Source organism: Pedobacter sp. GSP4, from assembly GCF_051857575.1.
Taxonomy (GTDB): Bacteria; Bacteroidota; Bacteroidia; order Sphingobacteriales; family Sphingobacteriaceae; genus Pedobacter.
Genome location: NZ_JBPZIR010000007.1, coordinates 264,874 through 277,820, shown reverse-complemented (window position 1 = coordinate 277,820; position 12,947 = coordinate 264,874). Strand labels below are relative to the sequence as shown.

Genomic DNA, 12,947 nt, shown 5'->3' with positions numbered 1-12,947 from the left:
TGCCCAGGGCTGTGCGATAGAGCAGTACAACTGCCAGATGCATTTTGGAAAAAGTGGGGATTAGTTATACCTTAGTTCTAGAGAGCGTTAATTTAGAACCGGGGGATAGCTTAAGGGCTTATCTCCCGTTCTTATTTTAGGCCCGTAAATTAGGCAGGAATGATGGTACAGCTTGCTGAAATTACTTTCCAATCGTTCTGCACTTTCGCCCAAACCCTAAGCCATTGATATTTACCGTTAAGCAGTATATCGGAATAGTTTCCTTTGATAAACAGACTTGCAGAAACCACTACAATGGAGCCGAAAACACGTATTTCACGCTTAGATACATTGATTTTGTTGATCTGCACGAGGCCTTTCCTATACGCATCCATATCCATTTCTTTATCCAGTACATTTCCATATTGATCGTGAAAAATCATTCCGTCGGCAAATAATAAATCTAATGTTCCAAGATCTGTTTTTTTAAATCCATCGAGTAACTTTTCTTCAAGATCTGCGATCAGGAGAATGGTTTCCTGATCGGACAAAGTATTTGGCATAATTTCCGGTTAGGCAGTAAAAATAGAAAGTAAGCCACAAAAAATTTAGACACTTTCAATATTGCCTGAATTACACGGATTTCATCACACACATTGCACAAATTTCTTAAAAATACCGAAGCTTTATTTTTTACCAAAAGTTATCCCCTGCCAGGTATCGGTTCTAAACGGAGATGCCGGCAAACCATCCGTACTAACCAGATTGGAAACAGGGTTATTGCCCCATGCATAGCGGACAGCTACCGGGTTGGCTACCTGCTGGCTGCTCACTACAATTTGATTGCCCTGAACAGTTGCCTTTGCCCAATAAAATTTCTTATCGGCGCCTGCAATAGCGAAACCTTTAAGTTCTTCGCCATTAACTGTTTTTAATCCATTTTGGATATTGGTAAAAGTTAAGCGGATTTCTTTTCCTTCTACTTTTTGTGATTGATAAACCGGGCCTGAAAAGTTTATTTTTTCGCCATAGTTTTTAGCCAAGGCAATTAAAGCCAGCCTGCGTCCTACTTCCTGTTTGTTTTTTGGGTGTATATCCTTCGCATCGCCAATATCGATAATGGTGGCCATGCCTGTATTTGGTAAAGCAAGTGTTTTAGCCTGAGCTTCCCTGAGTTCGGCCCAAGCAGATGGAACCGGTTCGTTATCTACCTGCATAAAATTAGCCAATTGAACAAAATAGAATGGAAAATCGCCCTGCCCCCATTTTTGACGCCAATCTTTAATCATGCTCGGGAAAAGTTCGCGGTATTGGTAAGCTCTATCGGCATTACTTTCTCCCTGGTACCAAATTGCCCCTTTGATTGAAAATTGAAGAAAGGGATGAATCATGGCATTATACAAAACTGTAGGTCTGTTTGGTCCGTTTTCTTCGTAGGGTCTGGCTTCAATGTTTTTAAAATCCAGTCCCACTTTATAGTTCCAGTCGCCTGCTAAGGAAATTTTCTCACCCGAAACATTTATCAGGTTTAAATTTTTGGTCTCGCCATATATACCACCGCCGCCACCACTATCAAAAACCCTTACTGTAATGGTATTTTCTCCAGCTTTTAATATGTCTGCAGGTAAAACATAGGTTCGTTCTACATTGTAACCTACGGTTTCGCCAACTTTTACGCCGTTTACATAGGTAATGTCGTTATCATCAATGGTGCCCAAGCTCAGTTTAACCCCGTTCTTTTTCCAATTTTCGGGGATAGTGATTTTTTTGGTAAACCATACTACTCCATCAAAGTTTTTAAGCGCTGCATCTTCCCATAAAATTGGCAAGCCCATAGTTTTCCATCCACTGGCATCGGTAAGCGCCCATTTCGGTTGACCATTAAAATTACCAGAATCTTTATCTGTGGTAATTTTAACCCAATTCTGAACCTTTTCTTCGTACGATGTTGTAGATGGATTTTTGGCTGATGCTTTTATTTTCTCAACAGCTGCTGCAAAATCAGTCATTTTTGCTAAAGATTCTGCGCTTGTCCAGGCTTCTGCAATGGTACCGCCCCACGAAGTATGGATTAAACCGATAGGGATTTTGGTTTTTTCATAAATTTCGCGTGCAAAGAAATAGGCGGTGGATGAAAATTCGGCAATATATTTTGGGTTACACTCTTGCCAGCCGCCATTGGTAACTTTCGCATTGTTTAAAGGAACATTACTGGTTATATGTTCTGCCTGTAGCAAACGGATACTGGGAAATTTAGCCTCAGCAATTTCTTTTTCATAATTGAGTATTTTACCCCAACCGGCCAAAGGCATTTCCATATTGGATTGGCCAGAGCAAACCCAAACATCGCCAATAAGCACATTATTTAAAACAAGTGTTTCTCCATCAGAGATGGTAACGGTATATGGTCCGCCGAAACTTGGTGTAGCGACTTTAATTTTCCAGTTTCCACTGGCATCTGCAATGGCACCGTAATTAATTTTATTCCACGATACAGTTATCTTAACCGCTTTACCAGGATCGGTTTTACCCCAAATGGCTGCATTTGTTTTCTGCTGTAAAACCATGTTATCGCTAAAAACAGAAGGCAATATTACCTTAGCCTGTAATAACTGTGAACTAAATATCAATAATGCGATAAATATTGATGTTTTTAACTTCGGGAGACTCATATATTTGGTATTTTTTGATGATTAGAAAGCGAATGTACATTTTCTATCTATCAACACCAATATGTGGGGTTGGCTAATGCAAATTAATAGGAGAAACATGACAAATTTTAATTAATTAGTTTGAATAAGAACATCATTTTTCTTATTTTGCAGCTCCAAAAGAACATTTCTGAATTCGATATCAAGTCGATCGTATGTTCTTAAAACAGCAGAATTAATGGTTAAGATTTTTATAGGCGGCCTTCCTGATAATATCCAAGAGATGGATCTGGCCATATTTGTTAGCCTTCATGGCAGAGTTGAAACAATTAAAATTGTTCGCGATAGGGCTACAGGAAAATGTAAAGGCTATGCATTTTTAGAGATCTTCAGCCTTCCTGATGCCAAAAACATTGTATCTACCTTAAATGGAGAATCTTTTAAGGGCAATATTATTACCGTAAAAATTTCGGAAGAAGAAAATACAGCCAAAACCGTGAAGCCAAAAACCAATCAGCCTTTTAAAAGTAAGAGACCGAGGTTACAGCGTTAACTACAGGGTATTGATTAAGGTAGTTAAGGTTTGGGGCATCTATCTTACATCTCACATTTTACCTTTTAAATCCTCTTACCATTAAGAAATTAAGATCATTAAGGTTGGGCATCTATCTTACACCATACATTTTACCTTGCACATCCTTTTACCATTAAGGGATTAAGATCGTTAAGGTTGGGCATCTATCTTACATCATACATTTTACCTTGCACATCCTCTTACCATTAAGAAATTAAGATCATTAAGACTGGGCATCTATCTTACATCATACATTTTACCTTGCACATCCTTTTACCATTAAGAAATTAAAATCATTAAGGCTGGGCCTCCATCGTCCATCGTCCATTTTACCTTGCACATCCTTTTAAATCCTCTTACCATTAAGAAATTAAGATCATTAAGGTTGGGCATCTATCTTACATCATACATTTTACCTTGCACATCCTCTTACCATTAAGAAATTAAGATCATTAAGGTTGGGCATCTATCTTACATCATACATTTTACCTTGCACATCCTCTTACCATTAAGAAATTAAGATCATTAAGACTGGGCATCTATCTTACATCATACATTTTACCTTGCACATCCTTTTACCATTAAGAAATTAAAATCATTAAGGCTGGGCCTCCATCGTCCATCATACATTTTACCTTGCACATGGGTACTGTTACGACATAAAAAAAGGGATAAAATCTTGCGATTTTATCCCTTTTGAATTTTACATATGATTGCTTACCAATAAACGCTATATAAAGCTACCAGTAAACCGAGCACCAATAAGGCACCAACGGCAAAACCTGTTGTTGTTTTGAACATTTTTGCATCAATGGCAAGGCCTTTAGCTTCTGCCTCTGCTTTATTGCTGAACATACTGATGATGTACATACCAATGATACAGAATACAAATACAAAGCCCATTCTATCTAAAAATGGAATTTCATAAACGCCCGCCGCATTTTTAACCGAGAATCCCATTCCTGATAACCAAGAAAGATCAGCTACATTAGGTAAGAACTTAAGTACAATTGACAGCGCAAAACCACCAATCGTTGCAAATAACGCGGCACTAGAAGTTGTTCTTTTCCAGAAAAAGCCCAGAATAAACATGGCAAATATACCAGGCGATACAAAACCGGTATACTCCTGGATATATTGGAAACCACCTTTTTTATCGATACCCAAGTGCGGTGCAATCAACACCCCAAGAATCATGGCTACCACAATAGAGATTTTTCCGGTGGTTACCAGATTTTTTTCTGAAGCATCAACTTTTAATACTTTCTTATAAATATCTAATGTAAAAATGGTTGCTATACTATTGGCTTTACCAGCTAACGATGCTACTACTGCAGCAGTTAGGGCGGCAAATGATAAGCCTTTTAATCCCGCTGGAAGCAAGTTTAACAATACTGGATAAGCACGATCTGGATTTACTGAACCTCCTTGGATCATTTCTGATTGGAAAGCCCCATCTTTATACAATACATAAGCGGCAATACCTGGCAATACCACAATAATTGGCATTAATAGTTTTAAGAAAGCTGCGAAGAGGATACCACCACGGGCAGTTTCCAAATTGGCACCTAAAGCACGTTGCGTAATGTACTGGTTACAGCCCCAATAGTTTAAGTTCACAATCCACATACCACCTACAAGCACACTTAAGCCCGGTAAATCGATATAATTTTCGTTATCTGGTTTTAAGATCATGTGGAAATGCTCAGATGCTTTTGAAGTCATTAAACTATAGCCTTCAAAAATACCTGTAGTACCGTAGTGTGTAGAAACCAGGTTTAATGCCAGGTAAGTTGTGGCCAAACCCCCAAGAATTAAGAAAAACACCTGTATCACATCGGTATATCCAATTACCTTCATACCGCCCAGCGTAATAATAATGGCAAAACCGGCAATGGCATACATACAGAAACTTAAATCGAAACCAGAAATACTGCTTACCGCCAAAGCGCCTAAATACAGGATTGAAGTTAGGTTAACCACTACATAAAGCAATAACCAGAACACCGCCATAATCATAGCTACAGTACCGTTATAACGCTGGTGCAGAAACTGCGGCATGGTGGCAATCTTATTTTTGAGGTACACCGGAATAAAGAAAACTGCAACCACAACCAAGGTTGCGGCCCCCATCCACTCGTAAGTGGCAATGGCCAATCCCATTTTAAAGCCCGATCCGCTCATGCCGATAAACTGCTCGGCAGAGATATTTGATGCAATTAACGATGCACCGATGGCCCACCAGGTTAAAGATCCTTCAGCAAGAAAATAATCTTTAGAACCTGTTGATTCTGACTTTTTCTTGTTATAAATATAGAGCCCGTAAGCTGCTACAATTACGAAATACACGGCAAATACAATGTAATCTTTCGTGTCTAATAAATTGTTCTTCATTGATTTATTTTGGTTAGTATACCTTAGGTTATTTAAATTTAATTGTACAGGCTGGTTCCGTTATCGGTTTGCACCGTGTAGGCATCAAGTTTAAGGCCGAACTGCAATTGATATTTATTGGCAAGCTCTTCTATTAAACCGGCAATTTTATCTTCTTTAACAATGTTGATGGTACATCCACCAAAGCCACCGCCCATCATCCGGGCGCCTAGCACATCATCTAAAGGCTTAACGGCTTCAACCAAGAAATCGAGTTCTTTACAGCTTACTTCATAATCTTTGCTCAAACCTTCGTGTGTTTCGAACATCAGCTTGCCCAAGCCTGGTAAATTGCCATTTTCCAATTGTTCTGCAGCGGTAAGTAAGCGGCCAATTTCTTCGATTACGAAACGGCATTTGTTATACACATCCAAATCCTTCGGCTTAACATGTGCATCGAGCATTGATAAATCCACATCACGCAGGGTATTTACATTTGGATAATGCTCTTTTACCCAAGCTACCCCCTGCTCGCACTGAGCCCTTCTTTTGTTGTAGGCCGAATCCGCAAGTGCATGTTTTACATTGGTGTTTAAAAGTAAAAGCTTATATCCATCCAGTTTTAAAGGGATGTAAATGTATTTCATTGACCTGCAGTCGAGCATAATGGCCTGGTCTTTCTTGCCGAACACTGATGCAAACTGATCCATAATGCCACAGTTAACGCCGGCAAAAGTCTGTTCTGCCTTTTGCGCAATCAGCGCAATGTCCATTTTCGGAACAGAAAGGGAAAAAAGCTGATCTAATGCAAAGCCAGTGGCACATTCTACTGCTGCCGATGAAGATAAACCGGCACCTAGCGGTACATCGCCGTCGATATAAAAATTGAAGCCACCTAAACTGTAACCTCTTTCTTTCAATTGATCGGCAACGCCTAAAATGTAGTTGGCCCAGCTGTTCTCTGATTTTTTTAAGTTGTTGATCGATGAGATATCAAATTGCTGATAACTTTCTGAAAACAGGTGAATTTCATCGTCTTGGCGCTTTGATATGGCTACATAAATAGCTTTATCAATAGCTGCTGGCATTACAAAACCGCCATTATAATCGGTATGCTCGCCTATTATATTGATCCTTCCCGGCGAGCGGACTAAAATTGGCTCGGCATTGAAAAGCTTTTTAAAAGTATTTTTTAACTGTTGTGCATTCATTATTTCAGAATTTAATCTTCAGCTTTGCTGGTTTTATAGTGTTGTGTAGACATTTCCCTCAATCTTTGCGCGGCAAACTCGGGCGTAATATCGCGTTGAGGATTGGCAAGCATTTCGTAACCTACCATAAATTTTTTAACTGTAGCCGAACGCAGCAACGGCGGATAAAAGTGCATATGCCAGTGCCACTCTGGATAATAACCGTTATTCACGGGCGCCTGGTGCATACCTGCTGAATATGGAAATGAGGTTTCGAAAAGGTTATCGTATTTGGTGGTTAGCATTTTAATGGCTTCTGCCAACGATTTCTTCTCCTGTTCGGTAAATAATTTGATGCTGTTTACATGGCGTTTACTTACAATCATGGTTTCGTAAGGCCATACTGCCCAAAAAGGAACAAGTACTACAAAATGATCGTTTTCAAATATGATGCGTTCTTTCTTTTTCTGCTCAATTTTAAGATAATCGCCCAACAAACTTCTTCTGTGTATGGCGTAATATGTTTTTTGGCGCTCGGTTTCTTTGGCAATTTCGAGCGGAATATCGCTCTGCGACCAGATTTGACCATGCGGGTGCGGATTGCTGCAACCCATTATTTCGCCTTTGTTTTCGAAAATCTGAATGTATTTGATCCATTCGTTTTCTGCCAGGCTGTTAAATTCTTTCTGCCAAACATTTACCACTGCGGTTATGGCCTCCACACTCATTTCTGGTAAGGTAAGGTTGTGCTTAGGACTAAAACTGATTACCCTGCAAAGCCCTCTTTGGTTATTGGCAACCAACAGGTCATCTTCGTTCATATGACCAGCAGGCGTATCGGACAACAAAGCAGCAAAATCGTTATTAAAAACGAAGCTTTCGGTATATTCAGGATTGGTATCGCCATCTGCACGACCGTTTCCGGGGCACAAATAACATTTAGGATCGTATTCAGGGCGGTTATCTGGCGTAATATCTTCTACTTTACCTTGCCATGGCCTTTTGGTGCGGTGTGGGGAAACTAAAACCCACTCTCCTGTTAAAATATTTAACCGGGTGTGCGGATTATTGTCGAGTTCGAATGTTTGGTTCATCTTATAATTTATAAATGGTTAGCATAACAAAGCCAGCATAGCTTTGCCCATCTAAGCCGCCAAATTATAAAATTATTATTAATTGTCAAAACGACAATTAATAATAATTTTTATATTCGTAAAAATTTGAACATATTAACCGTTCAAAACCCGATTAAAAAAATGATTGAATATTCCGGACAGCCGCACTACCTCGTTGCTGTTGATTGTATAGTATTTGGATTTGATGGCGAACACCTGAAGATTTTGCTTGTTAAAAGGGGTTTAGAGCCCGAAATAAACAAGTGGAGTTTAATGGGTGGTTTTGTTGGTCCTGATGAAAGCCCTGACGATGCAGCAAACAGGGTATTAAAAAAAATGACCGGTCTGGAAGGTGTTTATTTGGAGCAGCTGCAGATTTATGGCGAACCGAAGCGCGATCCGATAGAAAGAACACTTTCTGTGGGTTATTTTGCGCTGATAGATATACATAAGTACGAAGCGCAGCTAAATGATGACTATGAGGCCGAATGGTTTTTGATCAATGATAGGCCTAAACTCATTTTCGACCATAACGAGATGGTTGCCGATGCCCGGAAAAAACTGAGGTACAAAGCTGCCCTCCACCCTATCCTGTTCGAGATGCTGCCTAAAAAATTCACCATCCCGCAGTTGCATATCCTTTTTGAAGAGGTGAACGATACCAAAATCGATACACGCAATTTTAGCCGTAAAATTACCTCTACAGGATTGTTGATTAAACTGGCCGAAAAGGATAAAACCGGTTCAAAAAAAGGTGCATTTTATTTTAAACTGGATAAAAAGAAATATAGTGCCAACGCACAGGCTTTCTTAAACTTAATACCCAATTTAAAAGTTTAATGGCTTCAAAAAGGGCATTTACATGCCCGATTTTTTGCCCCTTTGCTACAGGAAGCATAAGTTCTTTTAAAAATCATCGTTATAGCTATAATCAATTTATTAGTATGTTTGGCAACAAAACACACAATAAACTTAAATTAATCTTAAAACATGAACATTACCAAGAACCTTTTATTTTCTGCGCTCATTGCATCGTTAAGCCTTACCATGTATTCGTGTAAAACGAAAAAACTGGCAGCCAAACCTGCTCCGGCACCGGTAGAAAAACCTGTACCTGTTGAAGAGAAAAAACCAGCACCTGCACCAGAGAAAGCGCCAGAACAACCAGCACCGGTAGAAAAACCTAATTTTAACCTCGATAATATCCAGTTCGAATTCAATTCGTTTGTGTTAAAAACCTCTTCTTTTTCTATTTTGGATAAAGCTGTGGCAGAAATGAAAAAAGCCCCTGATACCAAGTTTATCCTAAACGGACATTCATCGGCAGAAGGTACACCTGAACACAATATGCAACTTTCTATCGACCGTGCAAATGCAGTAAAATCTTACTTCGTAAATGCAGGTTTAAAAGGCGATCATTTTACCATTGTGGGTCATGGCGAAAAAGAGCCGATCAGCACCAACAATAGTGAGGAAGGAAGAATACTGAACAGAAGAACTGAAATTAAAGTTCAGAATTAAAATATTTTAGAAAAGTCGTCATCCCGACTGGAGCACCGCGAAATGGAGAGATCTAATCAACATAGATTTAGCTTCGCTGAGCACTGCGTGGTTCTCGACTCCGTTGCACTCCAGCCGAAATGACGACTCTTTTTTATTTAGTTATTTCTGATAAACCCTAACATAATCAACTTCCATTCTGTTGGGAAATTTTGTATCCATTAAATCGCCCCCGTTCATACCGCCCATCGCCAAATCGAACAAGATGTAATGTTGCTGTTTAAAAGGATGGAAATCCGTACCATTTTCGTTATCGAGCTGACTGAGCAAAGTTTTATTCAGCAGCATACCATCAACAAACAAACTAATGGCTTGCTCATCCCAGTCCATGCGCCATACATGAAATTTGGCTGCCCACTTTTTGCCACCAAGCGAATCGGTTGATTTGGTATTGCTAAACCATTTGGGTTTATCGTTTTTACCCATACTGGCAATGTTGGCGAGTAATTTCCCTCTGTAATATTCCATTATATCAATTTCGCCATTGGCCGGCCAGCGTCCTTTTAGGCCTAACGTCCAGAATGCGGGCCACAAACCTGCTGATATATCTATTTTAGCTTTCATTTCGAAACGACCGTATTGCCAGCTTTGCAAATCTTTGGTAATGATACAGGCCGAAGTATATTCGATATTTTGAGGCTTTTTGCGCCAGTCTTTACTTCCTGCAACGTATAATGGATTAGGCTTTTGTTCTTTCCGCGCTTCGATAATTAGTTTACCAGCTTTACAAAAAGCATTTTCAGCCTGGTACCATTGTAATTCTTCATTGCGCACAAAACCTTTTTCGTAAGTCCAGTTGGCAGCATTTGGTAAGCCGTTCTCATTAAATTCGTCGCTCCAAACCAAATGGTAACCCTCTGCGGTGTAAGCATTGGCGAAATTTTGCTGCTTTTTTAGCGCACAGGATTGGAGGAAAATGGATAACAACAAAATGAGGTAGGCTTGAATTCTATTTTGCATATGAAGTTTTATAGCTACTAAATTAATATTCTTTTCAACAAAAAATTCTCTGTGCTCCTTTTCAGGAACCCAGAGAATAGATGATGAGTTAAATTTTACAGGCAGTACTAGAGCGATTTGAGCATGACCTCTTTTACAATCCAAAATTGATTGCCCGATGCGGTCAGCATCGTGGCAAGAAAGCCAATTGATACGGTTGTTGATTGCGTTAGGGTAAACTGAAACTTGTTGTTGGCAAAATTGGTATAACCTAAAGAAGTGGATACATTGGCTACATCGGGCAGGGTATTGCCAGCTGCTGCTACAATGTAAACCGGATCTTTTGCTTCATTTTTGGCCATCGTAATTTCGAAGCTGTAACTACCTGCCGGAAGCGTAAAGGTTTGGTATATTTTGCCGTTTGTAATTTGTGCAGTACCATCCCAACCCATTTCCATGGCTAAACAACCACCAGAATCAGAACACCAACCGCCCAAACCGCCGTGGTTCCTAATATTTGGCGTAACGGTCCAATCGGCAATGTTACGCCACCTGCCACCGCTTGCTGCCGCTAGAAAAGGGTTTCCTTTGTTCTTAAAATAAGTTGCAGTAATATCGGCTCCTACGCGCTGTGTTTGAAAAGCGGTAGAAAAGGTATCGATAGAAACGGTATCGGGCAAGAACAGGGTGCGGTACCTTAAATTGGTACCGGGTTTTATATCCGGAATAGCCGTTGTAGTTTCGTCGATTTTGGTTCTGATCTTTTTAATTACATTGTTTAAATTCGTGTATTCTACTTCTGTTGCAAATACCCCGGTTAACCTATCCATACCCTGCCAGGTAATGGTGGTTGCACCGCTGGCGTTCGTAAAGGCCGATTCGATAGGCCTGTTGAACAATGATGACTGGTACCTTGCACCATAAGACCTTCCGGTTTTGTATACCGGAATTGATTTATTTCCGGCTGCATCGTAAGTATAAATCTGGAAGTTCTGCACACCTTCCTGCACGTTTTCTACAAAATATTTTAAGGTATCGATAGCATATTTTTTCTTTACGGGTATCACTACCGAATCGGCCCTGTTGTTCCAGAAAATTTTGCATTGGGTTACTTTCGGATCGGAAAGAAATAAGCCCCTGATGTACACCCGGTTGCTGCCCGACATTATTTTTACCGAATCTAATTTTCCGGTATAAGAAATCTCACCTTTTTCGGTAAACTTTTTGTAATCGTCTGATTTGGTACAAGCCATAAAGGTGCCTGCCCATGCGAACATTAAAGCTAGTTTTAGGGTTCTGATATATGTTTTTTGATTATTCATCTCTAAAATTCTGTTTAGTAATTACCTTATCGTGGATCGCCATAGAGCTGCACTTCTGATACGCTCATGAATGTATTACCCTGCCAATTATTGATGGATTTAATGCGGATGTACCTTACCTTTTTCAAGCCCACAGCAAAATTGTAGCTGATACCGGCATTTGCGAAAGCATAATCTTCGCTGGTTTGCACGCCATAAGCGCTTTTAGAAGGTTTTGTAGAACTGTATTTGCCTAACATTACCCAGTTATTGAAACTGCCATCTGCCGGTGGGTTATCGGTACCCCAGATTTCGAAATCTTTTAAATTTCCACCATAATAATAGGTACGGCCAGCATTTAAGTATTCGGGATAATTCCAAACTACAATACGGCTCATGGTTGCCACTTTACCTAAATCGAAGGTTACCCATTGTGGGGTAAGTACCGATGGTTTGGTTAAGCATACACTCGGCCAGTCGATAATGTTACCATCCCACATTTTAGCTACACCGGTACCGCCATATTCCTGGGGGGTATCGGTTGGCAGAATAACTTCTTTGTAGCCTGATTTAGGAAGCGCTGTTTCGTAAAGTGGCTTCAATGTAGTAAAAAGGGTATCGCTGTAATTTAACCACCTATCGCGTATGGTAATGGCAAATTTCTGGCTGAGGGTATCTAATCCCCTCACCGATTGATCAATATCAATAGCAGCGGTATAAATATTTTTCGAAGTCGGTACATATTTGCCCTTCGATAGGACCAAAACCTCAATGGCCAGGTCGGCTTTAGATGGATTGCTTCCTTTAAAGTTTAAACCCCCAAAATCGGCCACTGCCTTAAGACTCCGATAAACACCCCAAATTGGATTTTCGAGCGGTTTAACCTTAACAATCGTTGGTTCGGAAGCCGTTTCACTTCTGTTTACGGCGTAAATTTTCACTTCGTGTTCGTTGGTATCGCCAAAGCCTTCTACCAACAAAGTATTGCCATAATAAGAAGTTTTTACTTCCATTTCCTGCCCGTTTGCCAAATAGTAAACGGCTTTCACATACAACAGATCTTTATCGGCAGGTAAGGTGAACGTAATGCTGGCATTGCCCGGACCATTGGTAACCGAAACATTTGCTACTTTGCCTGGTGGCGTGGTGTTATTTTCCAAGGGGCCCAATACATCCTCTTTACAGCCCGAAAAGGCTGCCGTTAAACTTAACAGGCATAACAGCAGGTTTCTATTTATTCTTTTCATATCGAATATTTTTAATCA

At 40.0% G+C, this 12,947-nt stretch carries 11 protein-coding genes; 3 read left to right on the top strand and 8 right to left on the bottom strand.

Annotated elements, in window-relative coordinates; all coding sequences use genetic code 11:
* Positions 1–149: 149 nt before the first annotated feature.
* Positions 150–542 (bottom strand): nuclear transport factor 2 family protein, encoded by a 393-nt coding sequence (locus tag ACS5PU_RS18365; RefSeq protein WP_439460620.1) that lies wholly within the window; start codon positions 540–542, stop codon positions 150–152.
* 123 nt (positions 543–665) lie between these two features.
* Complete coding sequence (locus tag ACS5PU_RS18360; protein ID WP_439460619.1) at positions 666–2,651, bottom strand: sialate O-acetylesterase; 1,986 nt, start codon at positions 2,649–2,651, stop codon at positions 666–668.
* 217 nt (positions 2,652–2,868) lie between these two features.
* On the opposite strand from ACS5PU_RS18360, the gene ACS5PU_RS18355 reads away from it, so the two are divergent.
* Positions 2,869–3,183: an RNA recognition motif domain-containing protein gene (locus ACS5PU_RS18355; protein ID WP_439460618.1), complete on the top strand. Its 315-nt coding sequence runs from the start codon at positions 2,869–2,871 to the stop codon at positions 3,181–3,183.
* 738 nt (positions 3,184–3,921) lie between these two features.
* On the opposite strand, the gene ACS5PU_RS18350 is transcribed toward ACS5PU_RS18355, so the two are convergent.
* From ACS5PU_RS18350 to ACS5PU_RS18340, 3 genes are read right to left on the bottom strand one after another with little or no spacing between them, the layout of a single operon-like run.
* Positions 3,922–5,598: a sodium/sugar symporter gene (locus ACS5PU_RS18350; RefSeq protein WP_439460617.1), complete on the bottom strand. Its 1,677-nt coding sequence runs from the start codon at positions 5,596–5,598 to the stop codon at positions 3,922–3,924.
* A gap of 38 nt (positions 5,599–5,636) precedes the next feature.
* Positions 5,637–6,788 carry a galactokinase gene (locus tag ACS5PU_RS18345; protein ID WP_439460616.1) on the bottom strand — a complete coding sequence of 384 codons (1,152 nt, stop codon included), beginning with the start codon at positions 6,786–6,788 and terminating at the stop codon, positions 5,637–5,639.
* 11 nt (positions 6,789–6,799) lie between these two features.
* Positions 6,800–7,861, bottom strand: coding sequence for a UDP-glucose--hexose-1-phosphate uridylyltransferase (locus ACS5PU_RS18340; protein WP_439460615.1), 1,062 nt, complete (start codon positions 7,859–7,861; stop codon positions 6,800–6,802).
* A 162-nt stretch (positions 7,862–8,023) separates the two neighbouring features.
* On the opposite strand from ACS5PU_RS18340, the gene ACS5PU_RS18335 reads away from it, so the two are divergent.
* The gene (locus ACS5PU_RS18335; RefSeq protein ID WP_439460614.1) at positions 8,024–8,722 is read left to right on the top strand and encodes an NUDIX hydrolase; all 699 of its coding nucleotides are present in this window, start codon (positions 8,024–8,026) and stop codon (positions 8,720–8,722) included.
* Positions 8,723–8,872: 150 nt separating this feature from the next.
* Positions 8,873–9,403 carry an OmpA family protein gene (locus ACS5PU_RS18330; RefSeq protein ID WP_439460613.1) on the top strand — a complete coding sequence of 177 codons (531 nt, stop codon included), beginning with the start codon at positions 8,873–8,875 and terminating at the stop codon, positions 9,401–9,403.
* 141 nt (positions 9,404–9,544) lie between these two features.
* Here ACS5PU_RS18330 and ACS5PU_RS18325 read toward each other — a convergent pair whose 3' ends face one another.
* The 3 genes from ACS5PU_RS18325 to ACS5PU_RS18315 all read right to left on the bottom strand — a co-directional run bounded on the left by ACS5PU_RS18325 (position 9,545) and on the right by ACS5PU_RS18315 (position 12,929).
* Positions 9,545–10,402, bottom strand: a complete 858-nt coding sequence (locus ACS5PU_RS18325; RefSeq protein ID WP_439460612.1) for a glycoside hydrolase family 16 protein — start codon at positions 10,400–10,402, stop codon at positions 9,545–9,547.
* A gap of 107 nt (positions 10,403–10,509) precedes the next feature.
* Positions 10,510–11,703 (bottom strand): DUF4998 domain-containing protein, encoded by a 1,194-nt coding sequence (locus ACS5PU_RS18320; RefSeq protein WP_439460611.1) that lies wholly within the window; start codon positions 11,701–11,703, stop codon positions 10,510–10,512.
* 26 nt (positions 11,704–11,729) lie between these two features.
* Positions 11,730–12,929, bottom strand: coding sequence for a DUF5000 domain-containing lipoprotein (locus ACS5PU_RS18315; protein WP_439460610.1), 1,200 nt, complete (start codon positions 12,927–12,929; stop codon positions 11,730–11,732).
* Positions 12,930–12,947 lie beyond the last annotated feature (18 nt).

Coding starts and splice junctions, on each gene's coding strand:
- ACS5PU_RS18365 (WP_439460620.1), bottom strand. CDS start 542: ATGCCAAATACTTTGTCCGATCAGGAAACCATTCTCCTGATCGCAGAT.
- ACS5PU_RS18360 (WP_439460619.1), bottom strand. CDS start 2,651: ATGAGTCTCCCGAAGTTAAAAACATCAATATTTATCGCATTATTGATA.
- ACS5PU_RS18355 (WP_439460618.1), top strand. CDS start 2,869: ATGGTTAAGATTTTTATAGGCGGCCTTCCTGATAATATCCAAGAGATG.
- ACS5PU_RS18350 (WP_439460617.1), bottom strand. CDS start 5,598: ATGAAGAACAATTTATTAGACACGAAAGATTACATTGTATTTGCCGTG.
- ACS5PU_RS18345 (WP_439460616.1), bottom strand. CDS start 6,788: ATGAATGCACAACAGTTAAAAAATACTTTTAAAAAGCTTTTCAATGCC.
- ACS5PU_RS18340 (WP_439460615.1), bottom strand. CDS start 7,861: ATGAACCAAACATTCGAACTCGACAATAATCCGCACACCCGGTTAAAT.
- ACS5PU_RS18335 (WP_439460614.1), top strand. CDS start 8,024: ATGATTGAATATTCCGGACAGCCGCACTACCTCGTTGCTGTTGATTGT.
- ACS5PU_RS18330 (WP_439460613.1), top strand. CDS start 8,873: ATGAACATTACCAAGAACCTTTTATTTTCTGCGCTCATTGCATCGTTA.
- ACS5PU_RS18325 (WP_439460612.1), bottom strand. CDS start 10,402: ATGCAAAATAGAATTCAAGCCTACCTCATTTTGTTGTTATCCATTTTC.
- ACS5PU_RS18320 (WP_439460611.1), bottom strand. CDS start 11,703: ATGAATAATCAAAAAACATATATCAGAACCCTAAAACTAGCTTTAATG.
- ACS5PU_RS18315 (WP_439460610.1), bottom strand. CDS start 12,929: ATGAAAAGAATAAATAGAAACCTGCTGTTATGCCTGTTAAGTTTAACG.